This window comes from Rhodococcus sp. PML026, from assembly GCF_000963615.1.
Lineage (GTDB): Bacteria > Actinomycetota > Actinomycetes > Mycobacteriales > Mycobacteriaceae > Rhodococcoides > Rhodococcoides fascians.
The window spans coordinates 134,673-156,017 of record NZ_KQ031365.1; the positions used below are offsets into that span (position 1 = coordinate 134,673).

The 21,345-nt window shown below is 64.6% G+C and carries 25 protein-coding genes; 15 read left to right on the top strand and 10 right to left on the bottom strand.

Features of this window, described 5'->3' with window-relative positions; genetic code table 11:
• The first annotated feature begins 8 nt into the window (after positions 1-8).
• Positions 9-1,004 (top strand): MBL fold metallo-hydrolase, encoded by a 996-nt coding sequence (locus tag VF34_RS00680; protein ID WP_230593385.1) that lies wholly within the window; start codon positions 9-11, stop codon positions 1,002-1,004.
• 26 nt (positions 1,005-1,030) lie between these two features.
• Here the strand turns inward: VF34_RS00680 and VF34_RS00685 are convergent, their stop codons facing one another.
• Together VF34_RS00685 and ramB are read right to left on the bottom strand one after the other, a co-directional pair.
• Positions 1,031-1,804: an LLM class flavin-dependent oxidoreductase gene (locus tag VF34_RS00685; RefSeq protein ID WP_032373729.1), complete on the bottom strand. Its 774-nt coding sequence runs from the start codon at positions 1,802-1,804 to the stop codon at positions 1,031-1,033.
• Between the two features lie 17 nt (positions 1,805-1,821).
• Complete coding sequence (gene ramB / locus VF34_RS00690) at positions 1,822-3,234, bottom strand: acetate metabolism transcriptional regulator RamB (RefSeq protein ID WP_027498407.1); 1,413 nt, start codon at positions 3,232-3,234, stop codon at positions 1,822-1,824.
• A 148-nt stretch (positions 3,235-3,382) separates the two neighbouring features.
• Between ramB and VF34_RS00695 the strand changes: the two genes are divergently transcribed.
• Complete coding sequence (locus VF34_RS00695; protein ID WP_032373730.1) at positions 3,383-3,787, top strand: SPW repeat domain-containing protein; 405 nt, start codon at positions 3,383-3,385, stop codon at positions 3,785-3,787.
• Between the two features lie 196 nt (positions 3,788-3,983).
• Here the strand turns inward: VF34_RS00695 and VF34_RS00700 are convergent, their stop codons facing one another.
• A complete protein-coding gene (locus VF34_RS00700; RefSeq protein ID WP_032373731.1) occupies positions 3,984-4,832 on the bottom strand; it encodes a DUF559 domain-containing protein in 849 nt (282 codons plus the stop codon).
• A 532-nt stretch (positions 4,833-5,364) separates the two neighbouring features.
• Here VF34_RS00700 and aceA point away from each other — a divergent pair.
• The 4 genes from aceA to VF34_RS00720 all read left to right on the top strand — a co-directional run bounded on the left by aceA (position 5,365) and on the right by VF34_RS00720 (position 9,198).
• On the top strand, positions 5,365-6,654 hold the full coding sequence (gene aceA, locus VF34_RS00705; protein ID WP_027498404.1) for an isocitrate lyase: 1,290 nt from the start codon (positions 5,365-5,367) through the stop codon (positions 6,652-6,654).
• Positions 6,655-6,818: 164 nt separating this feature from the next.
• Positions 6,819-7,694 (top strand): 3-hydroxybutyryl-CoA dehydrogenase, encoded by an 876-nt coding sequence (locus tag VF34_RS00710; protein WP_032373732.1) that lies wholly within the window; start codon positions 6,819-6,821, stop codon positions 7,692-7,694.
• An 85-nt stretch (positions 7,695-7,779) separates the two neighbouring features.
• Positions 7,780-8,061, top strand: coding sequence for a hypothetical protein (locus tag VF34_RS00715; RefSeq protein ID WP_205914000.1), 282 nt, complete (start codon positions 7,780-7,782; stop codon positions 8,059-8,061).
• Positions 8,062-8,157: 96 nt separating this feature from the next.
• Positions 8,158-9,198 (top strand): NAD(P)-dependent alcohol dehydrogenase, encoded by a 1,041-nt coding sequence (locus tag VF34_RS00720; RefSeq protein WP_027498401.1) that lies wholly within the window; start codon positions 8,158-8,160, stop codon positions 9,196-9,198.
• A 79-nt stretch (positions 9,199-9,277) separates the two neighbouring features.
• Here VF34_RS00720 and VF34_RS00725 read toward each other — a convergent pair whose 3' ends face one another.
• Entirely contained in the window at positions 9,278-10,135 is an 858-nt protein-coding gene (locus VF34_RS00725) for a PPK2 family polyphosphate kinase (protein WP_032373733.1), read from the bottom strand.
• Positions 10,136-10,167: 32 nt separating this feature from the next.
• Between VF34_RS00725 and VF34_RS00730 the strand changes: the two genes are divergently transcribed.
• Positions 10,168-10,629 (top strand): PPOX class F420-dependent oxidoreductase, encoded by a 462-nt coding sequence (locus VF34_RS00730; RefSeq protein ID WP_027498399.1) that lies wholly within the window; start codon positions 10,168-10,170, stop codon positions 10,627-10,629.
• Positions 10,630-10,699: 70 nt separating this feature from the next.
• On the opposite strand, the gene VF34_RS00735 is transcribed toward VF34_RS00730, so the two are convergent.
• Both VF34_RS00735 and VF34_RS00740 read right to left on the bottom strand, forming a co-directional pair.
• Complete coding sequence (locus VF34_RS00735; protein WP_032373734.1) at positions 10,700-11,689, bottom strand: iron-siderophore ABC transporter substrate-binding protein; 990 nt, start codon at positions 11,687-11,689, stop codon at positions 10,700-10,702.
• Positions 11,690-11,705: 16 nt separating this feature from the next.
• Positions 11,706-12,251 carry a type 1 glutamine amidotransferase domain-containing protein gene (locus VF34_RS00740; RefSeq protein ID WP_176457040.1) on the bottom strand — a complete coding sequence of 182 codons (546 nt, stop codon included), beginning with the start codon at positions 12,249-12,251 and terminating at the stop codon, positions 11,706-11,708.
• Positions 12,252-12,323: 72 nt separating this feature from the next.
• Here VF34_RS00740 and VF34_RS24825 point away from each other — a divergent pair, with 72 nt between their 5' ends.
• Positions 12,324-12,497, top strand: a complete 174-nt coding sequence (locus tag VF34_RS24825) for a hypothetical protein (RefSeq protein WP_155289526.1) — start codon at positions 12,324-12,326, stop codon at positions 12,495-12,497.
• Here VF34_RS24825 and VF34_RS00745 read toward each other — a convergent pair.
• The gene (locus tag VF34_RS00745) at positions 12,494-13,171 is read right to left on the bottom strand and encodes a TetR/AcrR family transcriptional regulator (protein WP_228139367.1); all 678 of its coding nucleotides are present in this window, start codon (positions 13,169-13,171) and stop codon (positions 12,494-12,496) included. The genes VF34_RS24825 and VF34_RS00745 overlap by 4 nt on opposite strands.
• A 140-nt stretch (positions 13,172-13,311) precedes the next feature.
• Between VF34_RS00745 and VF34_RS00750 the strand changes: the two genes are divergently transcribed.
• The 5 genes from VF34_RS00750 to VF34_RS00770 all read left to right on the top strand — a co-directional run bounded on the left by VF34_RS00750 (position 13,312) and on the right by VF34_RS00770 (position 17,378).
• A complete protein-coding gene (locus tag VF34_RS00750; RefSeq protein WP_027498395.1) occupies positions 13,312-14,586 on the top strand; it encodes a DUF445 domain-containing protein in 1,275 nt (424 codons plus the stop codon).
• Positions 14,587-14,659: 73 nt separating this feature from the next.
• A complete protein-coding gene (locus tag VF34_RS00755; protein WP_027498394.1) occupies positions 14,660-15,127 on the top strand; it encodes a helix-turn-helix domain-containing protein in 468 nt (155 codons plus the stop codon).
• Positions 15,120-15,914, top strand: coding sequence for a heparin-binding hemagglutinin (locus tag VF34_RS00760; protein WP_032373735.1), 795 nt, complete (start codon positions 15,120-15,122; stop codon positions 15,912-15,914). Before VF34_RS00755 ends, VF34_RS00760 begins: the two co-directional genes overlap by 8 nt.
• Positions 15,915-15,981: 67 nt before the next feature.
• Positions 15,982-16,272 carry a DUF2516 family protein gene (locus VF34_RS00765; RefSeq protein ID WP_027498392.1) on the top strand — a complete coding sequence of 97 codons (291 nt, stop codon included), beginning with the start codon at positions 15,982-15,984 and terminating at the stop codon, positions 16,270-16,272.
• Between the two features lie 80 nt (positions 16,273-16,352).
• Complete coding sequence (locus tag VF34_RS00770) at positions 16,353-17,378, top strand: alpha/beta fold hydrolase (protein ID WP_080731889.1); 1,026 nt, start codon at positions 16,353-16,355, stop codon at positions 17,376-17,378.
• A gap of 10 nt (positions 17,379-17,388) precedes the next feature.
• On the opposite strand, the gene purU is transcribed toward VF34_RS00770, so the two are convergent.
• Positions 17,389-18,273 carry a formyltetrahydrofolate deformylase gene (gene purU, locus VF34_RS00775; protein ID WP_032365183.1) on the bottom strand — a complete coding sequence of 295 codons (885 nt, stop codon included), beginning with the start codon at positions 18,271-18,273 and terminating at the stop codon, positions 17,389-17,391.
• A 13-nt stretch (positions 18,274-18,286) separates the two neighbouring features.
• On the bottom strand, positions 18,287-19,129 hold the full coding sequence (locus tag VF34_RS00780) for a class I SAM-dependent methyltransferase (RefSeq protein ID WP_032373736.1): 843 nt from the start codon (positions 19,127-19,129) through the stop codon (positions 18,287-18,289).
• 58 nt (positions 19,130-19,187) lie between these two features.
• Here VF34_RS00780 and deoC point away from each other — a divergent pair, with 58 nt between their 5' ends.
• Positions 19,188-19,838 carry a deoxyribose-phosphate aldolase gene (gene deoC / locus VF34_RS00785; protein ID WP_032373737.1) on the top strand — a complete coding sequence of 217 codons (651 nt, stop codon included), beginning with the start codon at positions 19,188-19,190 and terminating at the stop codon, positions 19,836-19,838.
• Positions 19,839-19,899: 61 nt separating this feature from the next.
• On the opposite strand, the gene VF34_RS00790 is transcribed toward deoC, so the two are convergent.
• Complete coding sequence (locus tag VF34_RS00790) at positions 19,900-20,646, bottom strand: LmeA family phospholipid-binding protein (RefSeq protein WP_027498387.1); 747 nt, start codon at positions 20,644-20,646, stop codon at positions 19,900-19,902.
• A 110-nt stretch (positions 20,647-20,756) separates the two neighbouring features.
• Here VF34_RS00790 and VF34_RS00795 point away from each other — a divergent pair, with 110 nt between their 5' ends.
• On the top strand, positions 20,757-21,344 hold the full coding sequence (locus tag VF34_RS00795; protein ID WP_027498386.1) for a type IV toxin-antitoxin system AbiEi family antitoxin domain-containing protein: 588 nt from the start codon (positions 20,757-20,759) through the stop codon (positions 21,342-21,344).
• Position 21,345 lies beyond the last annotated feature (1 nt).

The following is a 21,345-nucleotide window of genomic DNA, read 5'->3' on the forward strand; positions in this document are numbered from 1 at the left end:
CTGTGGCAGTGCGAAACACCGAGGTGGGATACCAGCAGATCGCCGACGACACCTGGGCCTTCATGCGTCCACCGGGCAGTTGGGGTCAGACCAACACCGGGCTCGTCGTGGCACCCGGCTCGGCGTCGATGCTGATCGACACCGTCTGGGACGTGAACTGGGCCGAGAGGGTTGCCGCCGACACGGCCGAGTTGGTTGCCGCCGCACCGATCACCGAGGTCCTCAACACGCATTCGGACGGTGATCACTGGTGGGGTAACGACAGCGTGCCCGCCTCCGCACGCATCACCACCAGTGCGGCGTCGCTGCACGCGATGAAGGAGGAGACCCCGCCGAAGGGTGTATCCGCATTCGCGTCCTTCGGCAAGGCAGTCGGCTGGGTGCCGGGACCGATCGGTGCGATGGGCTCCTACATGGACCGTGTTCGCGGCGATGCGCTGTTTCCGTCGGCGCTGCCCCGCCTGCCTGATCACACCTTCGAAACCACCGAAACCATCGATGTCGCAGGACGATCGGTACACCTGCGCTACCTCGGTCCGGCGCACACCGAAGGCGATCTCATCGCGCACCTCCCGGACGTGGGGGTCGTGTTCGCGGGCGACCTGCTCTTCATCGACGCCACCCCGGTGCTCTGGCACGGTCCTCTGCAAAACTGGATCGACGCCCTCGACCACCTCCTCGAACTCGACGCCGACGTGTACGTCCCCGGCCACGGACCCCTGTGCGGCACCGACGAAATACGCGCCGTGCGCAGCTACTGGACCTGGGTCGGCGAGGCCGGACGAGCGTGCTTCGACGCGGGCCTCGGCTCCACCGAGGCCGCCCTGAACCTGCTCAAATCACCCGAATTCGGCCATTACGCGCACTGGGATTCGCCCGAGCGACTCATCCTCAGCATGAGCACGCTCTACCGCCTGTGGCGAGGCGAACCCGCTGCGCCACCCACGCTGACGCGTCGAGCACGCGCGTTCGCCGACGCGGGACGGTATCTGCGGGAGCGCTAGTGTCAGCCTTTCGGTGAGACTGCTGGTTACCGGGCTCCGAGCTCCTTCGTCAAGGACGCGGCGTGCGCGAACAGTGGGGTCGGATCCGGTTGTTCTGCAGACGGTTCGAGTACGACAGTGGTCGCGCCCGCATCGATCCAGCGCTGCAGATTGCTCATGGCGGCATCGGAATCGGATCCGACGGCGACATAGACGACGATGTCGTGACCCGACCCCGCGGCGATATGCCCGACGGCAGCCCGCAGCTGATCCGGGTCCGTCTCGCTCGTGAGAATTGTGCCGACACTCCTGCGGCCGCTCAGAGCAAGGGTTTTCGGGCCCGTGGCCCCGACGAGCAGTGGAGGTGCCTGCAGCGGAGGCCAATCGAGCTGCACATTGTCGAGCGAGACGTACCGACCCTGCGTGGTGACGCTCTCGCCCGCGAGGAGAGCGGTGAGGGCTGTCATCTGCTCGTCGAGCAACGTCAGCGGAGACTGCACTCGTGCGCCGATCTGGCCCATCCACGACTGGACGCCGTGGCCGAGTCCCACGCGGAGCCGGCCCGGATGGACCCGAGCGACGGTCGCGATCTCCATGGCCGTCGACGCCACGTTCCGCATCGGAGTGGGCAACACCCCGATGCCGACGTTCACGCGATCGGTGCTCGCGAGAATCAGTGCAGCAGTGGACAGCCCGCCGGAGAAGAAGCAGTCTTCCCACAGCCAGACCTCGTCGACGCCCGCGGCATCGGCTGCGCGAGCCGCGTCGACCAGCGCCTCCGGGGCGATCTCGGGCCGGAGTACAACGCCGATTCGGGTCATGGGAATTCTCTTTCTACTCAGCGAACGAGGTACGGGGACACCGAGCTTCGGTGCTCGTCTATGTCGAGATCCTTGCCGAGCGGCGGAAACGCACGCTGCGGGCAATTCGAGCGTTCGCAGACCCGGCAACCCGCTCCGATCGGAGTTGCGACCGCCGAGCCCTGCACATCCAATCCATCGGCATAGACGAGCCGTCCGGCATGGCGCAGTTCGCAACCGAGGCCGATGGCAAAAGTCTTGCCGGGCTGCCCGTATCGAGCGGCGCGGCGTTCCACCGTCCGCGCGATCCACAGGTAGTTGCGGCCGTCGGGCATCTCGGCGATCTGCGTCATGATCTTGCCGGGATACGCGAACGTCTCGTACACGTTCCACAGCGGGCACGTGCCACCGCTGGACGAGAAATGAAAGCCGGTGGCGGACTGTCGTTTCGACATGTTGCCGGCGCGATCGACTCGGACGAACGAGAACGGAACACCGCGCATCTCGGGGCGCTGCAGCGTGGAGAGTCGGTGGCAGATGGTCTCGTAACTCACCGAGAAGAAGGCCGACAGCCGCTCGATGTCGTATCGGAAATCCTCGGCGACATCGTGGAACTGGTGATACGGCAACACCGTCGCGGCCGCGAAATAGTTGGCGAACCCGAGCACCGCCAATTTCTTCGACGCCTCGCTCGTGAAGTTTCCCTCGTCGGCCATCTTGTTCAACAGATCACCGCATTCGAGATACGCGAGCTCGGCAGCGAACTTGAACACCTTCTGCCCGCCGGAGAGGTGAGGAGAAATCTCCAACACCCGCGTCTGCGGGTCGAACCGATGCAGCACATTCTCACCGAGGTCGATGCGATTGACGATCTGCACGTCGTGCACCGTGCGCAACCGCTTCGCGATCTCACCGCCCACATCGGCGCGATGGAACCGAATTCTCGACGTCAATGCCTCTGCGGCGGTATCCAATTCGTGCAGATAGTTCTGTCGTTGATAGAAGTAGTCGCGCACCTCTTCGTGCGGCTTGCTGATGGAGCCGCTGCCACTGCCATCGGAGAATCGTTCCTCGGTCGCTGCCAACAGCTGAGCCGTCGTATTGCGGTAGCGGCGATGCATATTGACCATTGCCCGGGCCAGCTGTGGGTGCGAGCTGACCATCTGCGCGATCTCGTGCGGATCGGCATCGATGCCCATGTCCTGATCGAGTGCGACTTCGCGCAACTCGGCAACCAACCTGGTGTCGTCCTCGGAGGAGAAGAACGATGTGTCGACGCCGAAGACCTCCGAGATGCGCAGCAGTACCGGAACCGTCAACGGACGCACGTCGTGCTCGATCTGGTTGAGATAGCTGGCCGAGATGCCGAGCTTCTGCGCCAGAGATACCTGGCTCATGCTGCGTTCGCTGCGGAGCTGCCGAAGGCGAACGCCGACGAAAGTCTTGGACACGGTTGCCAGGCTACGCCTGCGAAGATTTGCCTTAACACCGTTCGCAACTAGCTGCTGGGTCACGATTCGGTGACCGTCGGGAACATTAGCCGAAGTAAAGGCGTATACCGATATACGAGCTATTCACCACGCACCTCGAGGAGCGGTCATGTCCAATCGTCAGCGCACATCGGAAATCGTCAGGGACGTCGTCGTCTTCGTCACCGGAGCCGTTCTCGTCGCCTCCACCGTCTGGCTTTCCGTCCAGGGCGACCAAGAAGTCACCGGAGCCATCCTGGTGCTCGGCATCCTCGCGGCATCGTCGGCGCTCTGGGCCATCGGGTCCGCGTCCAGGCAGAGCCACTGGACCCACGTCGGCCTCGGTGTGTTGCTCGCCGTCTCACCCGCGCTGATGGTCTTCCCCTCCGGATTGCTGGCTGCGGACCTGTTCGCCATCGTCGGCGGACTCGTGATCGCCGCCATGGGTGCGCTGGGGGTCATCGCGTCGCGCCGGGCACCGGTCACCTCGCGAGTAGTGGCCTCCAGCAACGAGCGCACCGGCGTTCGCATCTGATCCCTTCTCTGCAACTGATGCTCCACTCCCTGGGGCGTGCGCGATGAATCTCGTGCTCGCCTCGGGAAGTGGAGCATTTCGTGCATTCAGCGCCGGGTCGGTCACTGCGACCGGCCGGATGCGACTGGTGCTCCACTCCCTGGGGCGTGCGCGATGAGACTCGTGCTCGCCCCGGGAAGTGGAGCATTGTGTGCAGTCATCGCCGCGATGCCCGGCGCCGCCTGACAACCGACGCGATTTCGGCAGCCACGTCGTCAGGCGCGGTGAGCACATCGAACGCCGAGTAGCGCAGCACCAACCAGCCATCGAGGATCAGCGCGTTCTGTCGTCGGCGATCCTTGCTGAATACGGCTGCTGCACTGTGAAATTCGCGACCGTCGACTTCGACGATCGTTCGGCTGCGGCGGTCGACGAAATCACACACGAACGGTCCGACTGCAGCGTTCATCTCCAGGCGCAGGCCGAGTCGATGCACTGCGCGGCCCAGGGCGCGCTCGGGCTCCGACGCAAATCTCGATACCGCGAGCCGCACCTGACGAGCCAGCTCGACGTTCCCGTGCCGACCCGGGAATCGGTCGAGTAGGCAGAGCAGCGAAGCCGGGTCCATTCCGAACTTCAGGCGCTCGTCGATCAGCAACTCGGAATCGGGGCGGGGGAGTAGCGCCAGGCAATCGAGCATCGTCTGCGCAGAGATGGTGCAGGGCAGCGCCGCGACCTCGTCGATGAGCGTGGAGTCCATGTCGCGACGGTGCAGCCGAAGCCACGACGGAGGTCTCAGCCGCGCAGTTCGGGGGACGGTGGCGTCGAGCATTGTCGGTTCGGTGGTCCAGCCGCGCAGGTACGCGGCCGATCGATGACTGAGGACGGCGTCGGGTCGCCACAGCGTGATCGCCCGACAACGGTCCGTCGTCGACGGCTCCCCGCGCATATGGACCGTCGGCAGGACGCGCGTGAAGCGACGCGAGATGGTGCTGGGGTGAATCCCTGCGGCGACGAGATCCCCCCAAGTGGTGGGAGTGGAGCCCGCGGAACTGTGGTGTGTCATGGCTGCAGCATCGGTGCGTCGTTGTGAGGTGTTGATCGGTCGACCTGGGGAAATGGAATGGCCTGTGCATGGCCGAATGCTTGTGGATGGTGCAATTCCTGCTCCACTCGACGCACTCGCACGGGGGATTCTCCAACGAGAGATCGCGAGAGGAGCACCTTGTGCAGCGTCCACATCGTGAGACGAAGCGAGTGTGATGTCCATCACTACAGAGTCGTTTTCTGACTCGATTCAGACGCCCGATTCAAACCGTACAAGCGTCCCGTAAAGAATTTTGTTCATTCCGTTCACCAACTGGGGATTCGTCGCTACCGACGAGTAACCACGCTGCCCGATCGGCGAGGTATGTGAGCCCCGAAAATTTGCAGACTTAGCAAAGGGCTCTGGAAAGCTAGCCAAGATTGGCACTAACAACTGGTAGACGCCTGTTTTCGGGTGTGCCATTGTTTTGGAGTACACCAGAAGGGCCTGGCAACGATGTGAAGATTCGTCTCGCGGCAGGCCGAGAAGCAGAGAAGAGACTGGAGCTCCGATGTCGACCACCGGCACCCCGAAGACCACCGCCGAGATTCAGCAGGATTGGGACACCAACCCGCGCTGGAAGGGCGTCACCCGTAACTTCACCGCGCAGCAGGTCTCCGACCTCCAGGGCACTGTGGTCGAAGAAGCCACACTCGCTCGCCGCGGCAGCGAGATCCTGTGGGATCTCGTCAACAACGAGGACTACATCAACTCGCTCGGTGCCCTCACCGGCAACCAGGCCGTGCAGCAGATTCGCGCCGGCCTCCAGGCGATCTACCTCTCCGGCTGGCAGGTCGCCGGCGACGCCAACCTCTCGGGCCACACCTACCCGGACCAGAGCCTCTACCCGGCCAACTCGGTTCCGTCGGTCGTCCGTCGCATCAACAACGCACTCCTGCGCGCCGACGAGATCGCCAAGATCGAGGGCGACACGTCCGTCAAGAACTGGGTTGCACCCATCGTGGCCGACGCCGAAGCAGGCTTCGGTGGCGCACTGAACGCATACGAGCTGCAGAAGGCCATGATCGTGGCCGGTGCTGCCGGCGTGCACTGGGAAGACCAGCTCGCATCGGAGAAGAAGTGCGGCCACCTCGGTGGCAAGGTGCTCATCCCCACCCAGCAGCACATCCGCACCCTGACCTCCGCCCGTCTGGCCTCGGACGTCGCCGACGTCCCCTCGGTCATCATCGCCCGCACCGACGCCGAGGCAGCCACGCTGATCACCTCCGACGTCGACGAGCGTGACCGCGAGTTCCTCGACGGAACCCGCACCGCAGAAGGCTTCTTCGGCGTCAAGAACGGCATCGAGCCCTGCATCGCTCGCGCCAAGGCCTACGCACCGTACGCAGACCTCATCTGGATGGAGACCGGCGTCCCGGACCTCGAGGTCGCCAAGAAGTTCTCCGAGTCGGTTCGCAGCGAATTCCCGGACCAGCTGCTCGCCTACAACTGCTCGCCTTCGTTCAACTGGAAGGCACACCTGGACGACGCCACCATCGCGAAGTTCCAGAAGGAACTCGGCGCCATGGGCTTCAAGTTCCAGTTCATCACCCTCGCGGGCTTCCACTCGCTCAACTACGGCATGTTCGACCTGGCACACGGCTACGCCCGCGAAGGCATGACCGCGTTCGTCGACCTGCAGGAGCGCGAGTTCAAGGCTGCCGAAGAGCGTGGCTTCACCGCCATCAAGCACCAGCGTGAGGTCGGCGCGGGCTACTTCGACCGCATCGCCACCACCGTCGACCCCAACACCTCGACGGCAGCACTGAAGGGCTCCACCGAAGAAGGCCAGTTCCACTGAGCTAGCCCGCCTCCCCGGATCTTCAGCGCACTAGTCAGGCGGCCCCAGCGTTTCGCTGCGGGCCGCCTGATTTGTATCGCCTGGGTTCTGGGCGTACCCCGGAAGGGTTACCCTCATCTCGCTTTAAGCTGTTGTGCTGCAACATTATTCGCTAGGAGTTTGCTGTGACGGTGGAGAGGGTGGGGATCGTCGGAGCCGGACAGATGGGTGCGGGAATCGCAGAGGTCTGCGCCCGCGCGCACGTCGACGTGGCGGTCTACGAACAGACTCGCGAACTGGCGACGGCCGGCCGCAGCCGCATCCTGCAATCACTGGACCGCGGAGTGAGCAGCGGCAAGATCACCGAGCGCGAACGAGAACACGCCGCCTCCCGGTTGCGGTTCACCTGCGACCTCGGGGACTTCGCAGACCGCCAACTCGTCGTCGAAGCAGTCCTCGAGGACGAAGAGATCAAGGCGGCAATATTCGCAGAACTCGACGCGGTGGTGTCCGACGCGAATGCCGTGCTCGCGTCCAACACCTCGTCCATTCCGATCACGACGCTCGCGTCGGCCACCACGGCACCGCAACGCGTCGTCGGACTTCATTTCTTCAATCCGGTTCCGGTATTGCCGCTCGTCGAGCTGGTCACCACGAGTACAACGTCCGATGCGGTGGCCGACCGCGCCGAAGCCTTCGCCGGAGATGTTCTCGGCAAGCAGGTGGTGAGATCCGCGGATCGCTCGGGCTTCGTCGTCAACGCACTTCTCGTTCCGTATCTGCTCTCGGCGATCCGCATGGTCGAGTCGGGATTCGCCACCAAGGAAGACGTCGACAAAGCGACGGTTCTGGGTTTGGCGCACCCGATGGGACCGCTCGCGCTCGCGGATCTCGTAGGTCTCGACACCGTCAAGTCCATTGCCGACTCCATGTATTCGGAATTCGACGAGCCGCTGTTCGCGGCACCGCCGTTGTTGCTGCGCATGGTCGAGGCGGGGCAGACGGGCAAGAAGACCGGGGCCGGGTTCTACCGCTACGAGAACGGCCGCGTAGCAAAGTAGTGGGCGTCTCGGGCGGGTCGCCGCGCAGCGGCCTGCCGAGCGCTATTGTCGGTCTGCCGGTGCAAATCCATCGATCCCAGGGAGCATGTCAGTGAGCAAGTCCAAGAAGTCGAACGGTCTGGTGCCCAAGGCATTCGGAATCGGGTTGGCCGCTACAGGCGCGGCCCATTTCGTCGTGCCGGAGGCCTTCGAGGGAATCACCAAGCTTCCGTTCCCCAAGGACACTCGAACCTGGATCAGTCGTAACGGGGCCACAGAACTGGCCGTCGGCGTGGCGATCGCGTACCCCAAGACCCGCAAGATCGGACTGGTCGGTCTGGCAGCGTATGTTGGATGGCTCGGCGTCAATATCGCCAAGAACAGCTGACGTTACTGTTGCGAACGACTCGTTCGGAGCAGGAATAGCCTGGTCGCAGCGGTAGCTGTGTTGCGCTTACACAGATGCGTAGGTAGCAATGTAGACATGACTTCAGCTACCGCTTACCAGGCCACCGCTCCGGACGCTCCGCTCGAGAAGGCGACGATCGAGCGACGCGCAGTCGGACCGCACGACATCCTCATCGACGTCAAGTTCGCGGGGATCTGCCACTCCGACATCCACACCGCCCGAAACGAGTGGGGCGGCACCACGTACCCCGTCGTTCCCGGACACGAGATCGCCGGCATCGTGGCCGAGGTCGGCTCCGAGGTGACCACCCGCAAGGTCGGCGACCGCGTGGGCGTCGGCTGCTTCGTCGACTCCTGCGGCAAGTGCGAGGCATGTCTCGACGGCGACGAGCAGTACTGCACCAAGGGCGTCGTCCAGACGTACAACTCCACCACCTACGAGGGTGAATTCACCAACGGCGGCTACTCCACCCAGATCGTCGTCACCGAGAAGTTCGTCCTCGGAATCCCGGAAGGCGTCGAACTCGACGTCGCAGCGCCGCTGCTGTGCGCAGGCATCACGCTGTACTCGCCCCTCAAGCACTGGGGAGCCGGCCCCGACAAGAAGGTCGCCATCATCGGAATGGGCGGCCTCGGACACATCGGCGTCAAGATCGCTCACGCCATGGGCGCGCACGTCACCGTGCTGAGCCAGACGGATGCGAAAGAAGCAGACGGCAAGGCCTACGGTGCCGACGAGTACTACGCCACCAAGGACACCACCGCGCTCAAGGATCTGCAGGGCAAGTTCGACCTGATTCTCAACACCGTCTCGGCCAACCTGCCCATGGGCAAGTACCTGGGACTGCTGGCCCGCAACGGAACCCTCGTCGAGCTCGGTGTTCCCGAGAAGCCCCTCGAGGTGCCTGCATTCAACCTGCTGGCCAACCGTCGCTCGTTCGCCGGTTCCATGGTCGGCGGCATTGCCGAGACCCAGGAAATGCTGGACTTCTGCGCCGAGCACCACATCGGTGCCGAGATCGAGGTCATTCCGGCCGAGAAGATCAACGAGGCATACGACCGCGTCGTCAAGTCCGACGTGCGCTACCGCTTCGTGATCGACGCAGCCACGCTGTAACTGTCTCCTTGGACGCGTGAATGGTCCATTGACCTGCCCAGACGGGGGTCGATGGACCATTCTCGCCTTCGACGGGGGTTCAGCTCTCGGCGAGTCGCTGCTTCTCGTATTCGACATCGAAATCGGCTGCGGGCCAATCGAGATCGAGCTTTTCGAGCGCGTCGATGAGAATTTCCGTGACGGCCAGTCTGCTATACCACTTGCGGTCGGACGGGACGACGTACCACGGTGCGTGGTCGGTATCCGTGCGATCGAGAACCCGCTGGTACGCCGTCCGGTACTGCGGCAGGAAACCACGCTCGGTGACGTCGCCCGGGTTGTACTTCCAGTGCTTCTCGGGTCGATCAAGCCGTTCCTGCAGTCGCTTCTTCTGTTCGTCGGCCGAGACGAACAAGGCCACCTTGACGACGACCGTGTCCTCGTCGACCAACTCCTTCTCGAAGGCGTTGATCTCGTCGAATCGCTTCTCCCACACCTGCCGTGGCACGAGGTCGTGGACCGCGACGACGAGAACGTCCTCATAATGGGACCGATCGAACACCCCGATTCGGCCTGCGCGCGGAAGAGCTTTGCGGATGCGCCACAGGTAGTGGTGTTGCTTCTCCTCCTGGGTCGGTACCCCGAACGACGCGAGGTCGACGCCCTGCGGATCGACCATCCCGATGACGTGCTTGACCATGCCGCCCTTGCCCGCAGTGTCCATGCCCTGCAGCACGAGCAGAACCGACTTGGTGCCGCCTGCGCGCCCGTGGGCATAGAGCTTTTCCTGGAGCGCCGCAAGGACCGCACCGCGCTGCTCGAGGACGTCGTTGCCGTGTGCTTTCGCGCCGTCGAACCCCGGAGTGGCGGTGAAATCGATGTCCTCCACACGAGGAGAGGCACTGGCGCGCAGCACATCGACGGGAGAGAGCGTCCACAGTTTCGACTTGTCGGCCATAGGCGGAAGACTACTTCTCTACCATGGGATTCATGGCCCCTACCATCGCAAAAGCCGAGACTGTGTCGCGTGAGCAACTGCTCGAATTCGTATCTCCGCGGCACCACCACACCCTGATCACGCGTAAGCGCGACGACGGTCTGCAGGTCTCCCCGGTGTCCGCAGGCGTGGACTCGGAAGGCCGCATCGTCATCGCCACCTACCCCGAGCGCGCCAAGGTGCACAACATCCGCCGCACGCCGGCCGTCACCGTGTTGGTGCACAGCGACGACTGGAACGGCGACTACGTCCAGGTCGACGGGACGGCCGAGATCATCGATCTCCCCGACGCCGTCGAGCCTCTGGTGGAGTACTTCCGCAGCATCGCCGGCGAGCACTCGGACTGGGACGAGTACCGCGCGGCGATGGTGAAGCAGGGAAAGTCGTTGATCCGCATCACGATCGACACCTGGGGCCCGATCGCCGCGGGTGGCTTCCCGCCCGGGAGAGTGTGACAAGCCCCCGGGAAGAGTGTGACAAGCCCGCCCGGGAAGAGTGTCGCAAGCCCTCCCGGGCGGGTGTGAGCTAGGCCTTCAGTGGTGCTGCGAACAGTGGCACTGCGTTGTCGAGTGCATATCGGGTTCCCGCGACCGAGGCGGCCGAGAATGCGTTGGACAGGTCGGTGTCACCGAGCACGACGAGGCGTCCGTCGCGGGCCGACGGGAGTCCCTGGATGAGCGGGTTCTCGGTGATGACCTCGGGTCCGCTGCCGATGGGGAACATGACCGTCAGGTCGGCGTCGAGGTTCGCGATGTTCTCCTCGGAGAGGTCGACGCTGAACTTCCCGGATTGGGCGAGGCCCTGGATGGCCGGGGCGTTCGACAGTCCGAGTGCTTCGAGGAAGTCGACTCGGGTGTCGCCGCGTACGTAGGCCCCGCTCTGGCCGCTGTACAGCGTGCCGACGGCGACGGACTTGCCGGCGAATTCCGGGTTGGCAGCCACGGTCTCGGCGAATTGGGTCTTGGTGTCGTCGATCAGCTTTTTGCCTTCGTCGACTTTTCCGAGCGCCTCGGCGACGATCTCGGTCTGCCCGTCCCATGTGGTGCCGTAGGCGACGTCGGTTCCCGGAGGTGCCGCGACAGTGGGGGCGATGTCGGACAGCTGGTCGTACACGGCCTTGTCGTTGGTGCTCCGGGTCCACAGGATCAGGTCCGGTGCCAGGGCGGCGACCGATTCGACGTCGATGTCGTAGGTGGCCAGGATTGTCGGGTCGGTGTCGTACTTTTCGGTGACCCAGGGGCCGAGGCCGTTGCCTCCGACGCCGAGCCAGTCACTGGCTCCGACGGGCTGCACGCCGAGAGCCAGTGCGGTTTCGGCGTCGGACCAGCCGAGTGCAACTACTCGCTGGGGGTCGGCCGGCACCTCGACCTCCCCGAACATGTCGGTGACGACGGTGCCTTCAGCAGCCGAGTCGGCCGAGTCGCCGCCGTCGGAATTACCGGATCCGCACGCGGTCAGGGTCAGAGCGAGGGCCACGGCTGCCGCAGGCAGGGCCAGAGATCGAGAAATGCGCATAGGGCACGCTAACCTATCAAGCGCGGAAGTGCTCCACGATCTTCGCGCAGAAGGCAGGCAGGTCGTCGGGGTTACGACTTGACACCAGGTTGCCGTCCACGACCACTTCCTCGTCGACGACAGTCGCACCGGCGTTGCGCAGGTCGGTCCGAATGCTCGGGTAGGACGTCAGCGTGCGGCCTTTCAGTACGTCTGCTTCGGCCAACGTCCACGCGCCGTGGCAGATGACTCCGACCGGTTTGCGCGCCTGAACGAATGCGCGCACGAACTCCACTGCGTCCGCATCCACGCGCAGTTGATCGGGATTCGTGGTGCCGCCGGGCAGGATCAACGCGTCGAAGTCGTCGACCGATACCTCGCCCGCGATCTTGTCGACACTGAACGTGTCGCCTGCGTTCACGTCGCTGTTCATGGCTTGGATGTCGCCGTGATCGAGCGACACCAATGTGACTGTGGCACCAGCATTTTCGACGGCTTCACGAGGCTGCACCAATTCGACCTGCTCGACACCGTCGGTGGCGAGAACGGCAATGCGGCGTCCGGACAATGTTTCGTTGCTCATGCTCGTTCGGATTACCGGCGCGATCGAGTTTCAAACGAGAACCGTGTGCGCGGCAGTGGTACGAATGGACACATGAGCGAATCACCGATCGAATCTCCGACCGAGGATCGCGTCGAGCAGAATCTGCCGATCGCGGACGAACCGGACGAGCCGGATGCGGGCGATCTCCCCGTCGAGGCCGACGCCACGGACGTCATCGAACAACGCACCGAAGTTGCGCTCGACGACGAATACGACGAGCGCTAGGACTTACCCGGCTCGTCGTCCACCAGAGGATGCGGCTGCGACTTGAACTTGGCCGGTGAGCCGTCGGCCATGGCCACGCCGTGGATGCCGCCCCACATCATCATGCAGAGGTAGTCGATCAGGTCATCGGCGGACATGGACTTGTTCGAGATCCACCAGTGCGTGGCCAACTGGACTGCGCCGACGATGGCGAACGCCCACGGCACCGAGCCGCCCGAATCCATCTCGCGTTGGCGCAGCCGCTCACCCAACACGGTGGAGAGGAGTTCGGCGATCATGCGCTCGGACTCGGCCACCACGTCCCGGTTGTTGCCGGCGTTGTTGGCCATCACGTAGAGGTACACCTCGGGATCGGTGGCCACCGTCTCGACGTAGGCGGTCACCACCACCCGGGTCAGCTCGTACTCGTCGAGCTCGTGGGAGATCGCGGAGTAGATGCGCGGCGCGAGGGTGGTTTCGACGTACCGGGACATCGTCGCGCTGGTCAGATCGTTCTTGTCGGTGAAATACCGATAGAGCACCGTCTTCGAGATACCGATCTCCGACGCGATCTCGTCCATCCCGATCTCGCGACCACGCAGCCGGATCGCGGCCAACGTACCGTCGACGAGCTCCTCGCGTCGGGCAATCTTGTGCTCTCGCCATCGACGCTTGCGGCCGTCCGGCTTCTCGATCTTGGGCTTGTCCGCGTCCGCCTCGGGGGCGTCCTCCGAGGCTGCCGCCGCACTATTTTTCACCACGTCACCCACCTTATGCGTCGGGTACGACACAGGAGGGGGCCGTGCCCGGTTGATCGGTTGCGATTCTGGGCACAATGTCGGGTGTGCAGCTCATGAACTTCGACGACGAGACCAAGCGTCGCGACCTCCGCAAGATGAAAACCGTCGCGACGGGATTCCTCGTCTTCGCCTCGATCGTCTATCTCTTCTGCCGCTGGCAGGAATCCACCGGGGCCGGGGCATGGGTGGGGTACGTCCGAGCGGCGTCGGAGGCGGGCATGGTGGGCGCGCTGGCGGACTGGTTCGCAGTGACGGCCCTGTTCAAGCATCCGCTGGGCATTCCGATTCCGCACACGGCCCTGATCAAGAAGAAGAAGGACCAGCTCGGTGCCAGCCTGAGCTCGTTCGTCGGTAGCAACTTCCTCGCGCCCGAGGTCGTCTCGGAGAAGGTCGCGTCGGCTCAGGTGCCGTTGCGGCTCGGCACCTGGCTCGCCCAACCCGACAATGCGGAACGGGTGGCGGCCGAGGCGGCAACGGTGCTGCACGGCGTGGTCGACGTGCTCAACGACGAGGACATCACCGCCGTCATCGACAGCACCATCGTGCGCCGACTGGCCGATCCGCAATGGGGGCCGCCGATCGGCCGCATCCTCGACGAGCTGCTTCGCGAGAACCGTCAGCTTCCGCTGATCGACATGCTGGCCGAGCGGGCTCATCAGTGGGCATTGGGCAGCCAGGAAATGATCGATCGTGTGGTCGCCCGGGACTCGCCCAACTGGTCGCCGAAGTTCGTCGACACACTGCTGGGGGAGAAGGTCTACAAGGAACTCGTCGAGTTCACGTGGAAGATCCGCTCCAATCCCGAACACGAGGTGCGCCTGGCGGCGAACAAGTTCCTCGTCGACTACGCCAACGATCTGCAGAACGATCCGGCCACCATCGAGAAGGCCGAGAAGCTCAAGGCACAGATCATGGGCCGCGAGGAGATCACCGGGCTCGCCGCGTCGACGTGGAAGGTGGCCAAGCGTCTGATCACCGAGTCGGTGGACGATCCGACGAGTACTTTGCGCAACAAGATCAAGGAGAACACGGCCAACTTCGGCATTCGACTGCGCGACGACGACGAACTGCGCGGAAAAGCCGACGGATGGCTGCTGGGTGGGGCCCGTTACATCGCTGCCAACTACGCGGACGAGATCACGACGATCATCGGCGACACCGTCGCGCGCTGGGACGCCGAGGAAGCGAGCAGGAAGATCGAACTGCAGGTCGGACGGGATCTCCAGTTCATCCGGATCAACGGCACCGTCGTCGGTTCCATCGCAGGCCTGGCGATCTACACCGTCTCCGATCTGATCTTCGGGCACTAGTGCTAGCAGAGTGCTTGCAATAGTTAGCACCCTTCGGTACCGTCCAGTAGGACACCGAAACCAGGAGGCCGAGATGGCCGAGAACGAGGGGGATCTGGTCGCCAAAGCGACCGAGGCGACGCAGGTGGTCGCCGAGGCCGGAGACCTTGTCGCCGCAGTCGTCACGACTGCAGCCCAGGACATCGGAAGCTACATCCGGTCTCAGCGAGAAGCCGCACAAGTATCCATGCGGCAGCTCGCGAGCAGGGCCGGAGTGAGCAACCCGTATCTGAGCCAGATCGAACGCGGACTACGCAATCCGTCCGCAGAAGTGCTTGCGCAGATAGCCAAGGGTCTGCGCGTCTCCTCCGAGGTGCTGTACGTCCGGGCCGGGATCTTGGAAGCGCGTCCCCACGGTCCGGTGCGCGAAGCTCTGCTCGGCGATGAGCACATCACCGAACGGCAGAAGCAAGTGCTGATCGAGATCTACGACTCGTTCTGTCGTGAGAACGAGTCGACGCAAGAGCCCGAAACCGACGAACAGGAGACACCAGATGTCTGATTCCAAGAACTTCGAGAACGTCAAGACTCCGATTTACGCAGCTGTCGGTGCCGGCGACGCAGTCGTCCAGGCCGTCGCAGATGTCGTGGCACAGGTGCGCTCGCGCGCCGAGAGCCGGACCAGCGAGGTCAACGCCCGCATCGCAGACCTCTCCGACGAGGTCACCGAGGGCGTCGAGTCGCTCCGCGAGCGCCTGACGAACCTGCCCGCAGAGCTGCCCGACGAGATCGCCGAGCTCCGCGAGCGCTTCACCCCGGACGAGCTTCGCAAGGTAGCCGAGGCGTACCTCAAGGTCGCGTCCGACCTCTACACCTCGCTCGCCGAGCGCGGCGAAGAGACCGTCGAGCGCATCCGCCGCACCCCGGCAGTCGAAGAAGGCTTCGAACGCGCCAACTCCGCCGCCAACGACGTCGTCGACCTCACCGAGCACGCTCTCGGAACTGTCGCATCGCAGACCCGCGCGGTCGGCGAGCGCGCCGCAGCTCTGGCCGGCATCGCGTCGGACAAGGTTCGCGAAGGTGCCGACGAGATCTCCGAGGCCGCCGACGAGCTCGCCGAGAACATCGACGAAGCCGGCGACGAAGCCAAGGACAAGGCCGTAGAGGCGTCCGACAAGGTGAGCGGCGTGGCAGGCAAGGTCGAATCCAAGACCCGCGGCACCGCCGACGCACCCATCAAGAAGGCTGCTCCGGCACCGGCCAAGAAGACGGCACCGGCACCGGCCGCCAAGAAGACCGCACCGGCACCGGCTGCCAAGAAGGCTCCGGCCAAGAAGACCACCAGCTAAAGCACTCGTAAAGAAAACGACCCCTGCACCGCACGGTGCAGGGGTCGTTTCTCGTACACTGGGCGACGTGATTGCGAGCAGCTTCTCCCAGACGATCTTCCTGATCCTGCAAATCATCTCGATTGCAGGGGCTGCGTACGCAATCTTCCACGCGCTACGCCAACGTGCCGACGCTTTTCCGGCCACCGGCAAGCTGACCAAGAACGCCTGGCTGGGCATTCTGGCCGTCGGGCTGCTGCTGACGCTGATCGGCCCGATCGTCATCATGTTCTGGATCATCGGAGTCGTCGCGATCGCGGTGTACCTGGTGGACGTGCGTCCCAAGATCGACGGAATTCAGCGCGGACCGCGCTGGTAGAGGGGCTTGAAGCACCCGTTCGGCGCTGGGCGTAACCTCTACCGCACCCGCTCGGGGGTCACAGGTAGAGGGGAATATCAGTGGTTTCACGCAAGGTAATCGAACGTTCGCTGCTCGGAGTCGGAGGCATCGCCGCTGCCGCGAGCATCGGGGCCTTCGTCGTTCGGCGACGTCGACTGCATTCGTTCACCAAGACCACGGACGTGCAGCCGGACGAGTTGCTGCAGCATCCCACGGCCGAGCCGACCGTCACCGAAGTCGTCACCGACGACGGCGCACACCTGCACGTGCGCAGCTACGGTGACCCCGATGCCGAACCCGTCCTGTTCAGTCACGGTTGGACCTGCTCGGCCGATTATTGGTTTCCGCAGATCAATGCGCTCGCAGGTCGCTACCGCGTCATCGTCTACGACCAGCGCGGACACGGGCGCAGCGACGTCGGAACGCGTCCGCTGAGCCCTGACGTACTGGCCGACGACCTGTCGGCCGTTCTCTCGGCCACCGTCACCGAGGACAACAAGACCGTCCTGGTGGGGCACAGCATGGGCGGCATGTCGATCATGGCGTGGGCCGGAAATTACCCCGATCAGGTCGACCGCCTGGTCAGCGCCGTGCTGCTCGCCAGCACGGCTACGGATTCCCTCGTCCGAGAGACCACCGTCATCCCGTTGCCGCAGCGCTTCCCCCGGGTGCCCGCCCCCGTGGGACGCGCTGTGCTGAGTTCCGCGCTACCGCTACGGCCGTCCCCGGTGACCCGCCAAGCCATCAAGTACATTTCGATGGCCCCCGGTGCCACGCCCGCCGAGGTAGCGTTCTGCGAGAAGATCGTGCTCGAGTGCGCGCCGCGTACCCGGGGTATCTGGGGCGCTGCGCTGAGCGACCTCGACATCCGCGAGGCGCTCGAGAACATGTCCGTGCCCACCAGCGTGCTCGTCGGATCTGCGGATCGACTGACCCCGCCCGTGCATGCGCGCAAGCTCGCCCGAGCACTCGACGACCACGACCACCTGAGCCGACTGATCGTGATCCCCGGAATCGGCCACATGAGCTCGGTGGAAGCGATCGACGACTTCAACGCCGAAGTGGTTCGTCTGCGGAACCTGTGACCCGAACGGTCTAGCTGAACACCACGGTCTTGCGTCCGTGCACCAGGACGCGATCCTCGAGGTGCCAGCGCAGGCCGCGGGAGAGCACCAGCTTCTCGATGTCGCGCCCCTGACGCACCATGTCGGTCACCTCGTCGGAGTGGTCGACGCGGATGACGTCCTGCTCGATGATCGGACCTGCGTCGAGCTCGGCCGTCACGTAATGGCACGTCGCGCCGATGAGCTTGACGCCACGGGCGAACGCCTGGTGGTACGGCCGAGCACCGACGAACGACGGCAGGAAGCTGTGGTGGATGTTGATGGCGCGACCGGCCCAGTGCTCGCACAGCGACTCGGGCAACACCTGCATGAAACGCGCCAACACGACCGCGTGCGGGTCGTAGGAGTCGACGAGCGACCGAACTTCCTCGAAGGCCGGTCCGCGCTCGGACGGGTCCTTCGCGAACTCGACGTGATGGAAGGGTGTTCCGTGCGCCGCAGCGACGGGCTCGAGCGACCTGTGGTTGCCGATCACCGCCGAGATCTGAGCGGGTAGCTCCCCGCCGGCCGCGCGGCCCAGGAGATCGTGCAAGCAATGCGCTTCCTTGCTCACCAGCAGTACGACTCGCTTGGGTGCGCCCGAATCATGCAGTGCCCATTCGGTTTCCGGGCCGAGCTCGGCAGCCACCTCGGCGAAGCGGGCACGCAGATCCTCGACACTCATGCTCACCGACGAGGCCCGCACGGCCTGACGCGTGAAGAACCAACCGGTATCGGGATCGGCGTGATAGGCGGCCTCGACGATCCAGCCGCCGACCTCGGCGAGAAACGTGGAGATACGGGCGACGATGCCCGTCTTGTCTGGGCAACCGAGGGACAGAACGTAGCGGCGATCCTCGGACACGGAAGAACTCATGAGGGCAATTCTCTCAGGGCGCTCGCAACCCGGTTGCCACCAGTGTCCCGAGATCGATCGAATCGATGCCGCGCTCGGTCAGCGACGCGAACAAGTCCGCTCGAATCCGCCCGACGGCTGCCTCGTCGAACGGGGTGAGGGCACCGCGCAGAGCACTGCCCAACACGAAGCTCCACACGAACGACTCCGTGGCGGGTACATGATTGCTCAGCTCGGCCACCCGGACGTCCGTCGTACCCGCCGCCGCAAGCCACTCACCGAGCAGATCGGCCGTCTCCATCCGCCGGATCGGGTGCTTGTCGTACCCCTCCTGCGCGAGGCGGCCCACCTGCTCGGTGGACGGTGAATGTGCTGCGATCACCTCGAAGTACGCACGGGAGAACGCCTCGATTGCGCCCTGACGCCACACCGTCACCCCGACGCCGCCACCAGGCCGGACCAGCGACACCAGACGCGAGAAGTCCCGCTCGGGATTCGGCAGGAAGAAGATGCCGTACGAACACGTCAGGGCGTCGTATCCGGCGTCGGGAACGGTCGACGGCGGTTCCCAGGCCGTGGCGTCGGCGACGACGAAGTCGATGTTGCGCAGGGCGCGCTCGGTGGCGTTCACCCGGCCCACCTCCAGCAGGTCGTCGGCGAGGTCGACGGCATGGACCAGGCCGTCCGGGCCGACGGCTGCCGCGGCGGGGAGCGCGGACGCCCCCGTGCCGGAACACACGTCCAGTACGGCGTCGCCGGATCGCAGCCCGAGAGCGAACGTCAGCGACTGCCCGGCCGGGCCCCAGACCAGCGGCGTCACCGCGTCGAACTCCCTGCTGGTGGCGTTGAACGTGTCGGCGAGCGAGGCTGCGTCCATAGCCGAGAATGGTAGACCGACAGGGCCGCGACATGCGGTGCTGTGAAAAGCTGGGTTCATGACACTCACCCGCGCCGCCCTCGCCGGAATGGTCGATCACACCCTGCTCAAGCCGGAGGCCACGGCCGCCGATGTGGAGGCCCTCATCGAGGAAGGCCGCGAGCTGGGAGTGCTCGCCGTGTGCGTCTCCCCGTCGATGCTGCCGATTCGCGCCGAGGGAATGCTCACCGCTGTGGTGGCCGGATTCCCGTCGGGTAAGCATCATTCGTTGATCAAGGGATCCGAGGCGCGACTGGCGGTGCAGCAGGGGGCCGACGAGGTCGACATGGTGATCGACGTCGGCGCGGCCATTGCCGGGGACTACAACGCCGTGCTGGCCGACATCGTGACCGTCCGCGAAGGCATCGGCGACGCCGTACTCAAGGTGATCATCGAATCGGCAGCGCTGTCCGACGAGGCGATCGTCGAAGTGTGCCGCGCCGCCGAGAAGGCCGGAGCTCACTTCGTCAAGACATCGACCGGATTCCATCCCGCTGGCGGCGCGAGCGTCGAGGCGGTGCGGCTGATGGCCGAGACCGTCGGCGGACGATTGGGCGTCAAAGCCAGCGGCGGCATCCGCACCACGGACGCTGCCCTGGCCATGATCGACGCCGGTGCCACGCGGTTGGGGCTATCGGGGACCCGTGCGGTGTTGGACGGGTTGGACTAGAGCGACTGCGTCGCACGTGCACGGAAACTCGTAGTGGGCTACGAGTTTCCGCTCACATGGTTTACGCAACCAGGGAGCAACCCTCGGGCGTCTGCTGATTCTGGTTCTGCTGGGTGGCCGGGATGGTGTACTGGCCGCCTTCGAGGGCGAGTTCGATGCCGGAGTCGGTGACGGTCAGCGACGTCGGAGCCATGTCCAGCGGGTACGCCTGCAGGCTGTCGGTGAGCACGCCGACGACGGAATCGACCAGATCGGTGGGGATTCCCAGGCCCAGAATCGATGCGTCGACGGTTTGGACGTCGACCTTGCCGCCCGTGACCTGGGGCTTGACGGTCAGCTTCGCAAGCGCGCCGACGGCGAACTCCAGGGTGCCCGCCGACGCGTCGGACGTGACCCCGGAGACGATGGCACCGATGCCCTGGCTCTGCAGGGTGCGGGTGATGCCGTCGGTCGACCACGAGATGTCGGCACTCGAGCTACCGATGGTGCCGCCGGAGTCGGCGCTCTGGGTCAGATTCAGATCGTTCGCCTCGGCGTGCACGACCATGCCCTCGGCAGGGCCGAATCGAGCATCGTCGCTGTCGACGGTCACCGACGAAACCTTCTTGTCGACCAAGGACAGCAAGACCGGCTTGAAGCCGAGACCCACCTCCACCTGGCTGCCCAGCTCGGACTCGAGCTGGCCGGCGAGGCAGGATTTGATCTGCTGCCGAACGAACAGTTCTCCGCCGATGACGGCGACGAGGAGGACGACAACAACGGAGACTGCGATCAGCGGTACTGTGCTGCGCCTGGCTGAGGATGTCATTCCCGGCAGTCTTCCCGAAGTTTCTGAGCAAGCTCTGTGAAACTCGCCGAGTCCGGGGATTCGATTCGAAAGTTTGTGATGTGTAACACATTCTGACGTACTCTTGCTGAATGAGCACGATAGGACCGAGTGTGCAGGAGCTGCACTCGCTCGCTACCCGGCAGGACGGCTACTTCACCGCCGAACAGGCCGGTGAACTCGGCTTCGACTCTGCGATGGTGCGCGTCAACCTGGCCACGTCCACGTGGACTCGCGTCGAGCGCAACCTGTTTCGGCTCGGGCAGTGGCCGCACAGCGAACTCGAAGTGTTCGCCATGTGGTGCGCGTGGTTCGGCGGCGAGGCAGTGATCTCACACCAGAGCGCCGCCGAATTGCACGGTTTCGGACACCTGCACCCGCAGTTCGTACATCTCTGCGCGTTCGGAGACCTACGACTCACCGACACTCGCCTGGCAGTGCATCGACTGCGGCTCGAGCCGCGTGACGTCGAATCGGCCGGCACGTTCAACATCACCACTCCCGTACGCACGGTCCTCGACCTCGCCGCAGGTGGCATCTCGCAGATCACCCTCGACGAGGTGGTGGGCGACGCCGTGGCCATCGGTCGCGTCGACCCGCAGGCGCTGTACTCCGAGGCCGGCAGCAGCACCGATCGAGTGGCCGAACGCGTCGAACTGGCGCTGTCCGCCTGTACGTGAT

What these genes read in the sequence shown, in the direction of transcription:
- VF34_RS00780 (WP_032373736.1), bottom strand. Translation starts at nt 19,129, where the DNA reads ATGGACGCAGCCTCGCTCGCCGACACGTTCAACGCCACCAGCAGGGAG.
- VF34_RS00730 (WP_027498399.1), top strand. Translation starts at nt 10,168, where the DNA reads ATGGCCCCTACCATCGCAAAAGCCGAGACTGTGTCGCGTGAGCAACTG.
- VF34_RS00720 (WP_027498401.1), top strand. Translation starts at nt 8,158, where the DNA reads ATGACTTCAGCTACCGCTTACCAGGCCACCGCTCCGGACGCTCCGCTC.
- VF34_RS00715 (WP_205914000.1), top strand. Translation starts at nt 7,780, where the DNA reads ATGTCAGTGAGCAAGTCCAAGAAGTCGAACGGTCTGGTGCCCAAGGCA.
- purU (WP_032365183.1), bottom strand. Translation starts at nt 18,273, where the DNA reads ATGAGTTCTTCCGTGTCCGAGGATCGCCGCTACGTTCTGTCCCTCGGT.
- VF34_RS00755 (WP_027498394.1), top strand. Translation starts at nt 14,660, where the DNA reads ATGGCCGAGAACGAGGGGGATCTGGTCGCCAAAGCGACCGAGGCGACG.
- VF34_RS00735 (WP_032373734.1), bottom strand. Translation starts at nt 11,689, where the DNA reads ATGCGCATTTCTCGATCTCTGGCCCTGCCTGCGGCAGCCGTGGCCCTC.
- aceA (WP_027498404.1), top strand. Translation starts at nt 5,365, where the DNA reads ATGTCGACCACCGGCACCCCGAAGACCACCGCCGAGATTCAGCAGGAT.
- VF34_RS00695 (WP_032373730.1), top strand. Translation starts at nt 3,383, where the DNA reads ATGTCCAATCGTCAGCGCACATCGGAAATCGTCAGGGACGTCGTCGTC.
- VF34_RS00740 (WP_176457040.1), bottom strand. Translation starts at nt 12,251, where the DNA reads ATGAGCAACGAAACATTGTCCGGACGCCGCATTGCCGTTCTCGCCACC.
- VF34_RS00790 (WP_027498387.1), bottom strand. Translation starts at nt 20,646, where the DNA reads ATGACATCCTCAGCCAGGCGCAGCACAGTACCGCTGATCGCAGTCTCC.
- deoC (WP_032373737.1), top strand. Translation starts at nt 19,188, where the DNA reads ATGACACTCACCCGCGCCGCCCTCGCCGGAATGGTCGATCACACCCTG.
- VF34_RS00760 (WP_032373735.1), top strand. Translation starts at nt 15,120, where the DNA reads ATGTCTGATTCCAAGAACTTCGAGAACGTCAAGACTCCGATTTACGCA.
- VF34_RS00685 (WP_032373729.1), bottom strand. Translation starts at nt 1,804, where the DNA reads ATGACCCGAATCGGCGTTGTACTCCGGCCCGAGATCGCCCCGGAGGCG.
- VF34_RS24825 (WP_155289526.1), top strand. Translation starts at nt 12,324, where the DNA reads ATGAGCGAATCACCGATCGAATCTCCGACCGAGGATCGCGTCGAGCAG.
- VF34_RS00725 (WP_032373733.1), bottom strand. Translation starts at nt 10,135, where the DNA reads ATGGCCGACAAGTCGAAACTGTGGACGCTCTCTCCCGTCGATGTGCTG.
- VF34_RS00700 (WP_032373731.1), bottom strand. Translation starts at nt 4,832, where the DNA reads ATGACACACCACAGTTCCGCGGGCTCCACTCCCACCACTTGGGGGGAT.
- VF34_RS00795 (WP_027498386.1), top strand. Translation starts at nt 20,757, where the DNA reads ATGAGCACGATAGGACCGAGTGTGCAGGAGCTGCACTCGCTCGCTACC.
- VF34_RS00750 (WP_027498395.1), top strand. Translation starts at nt 13,312, where the DNA reads ATGTCGGGTGTGCAGCTCATGAACTTCGACGACGAGACCAAGCGTCGC.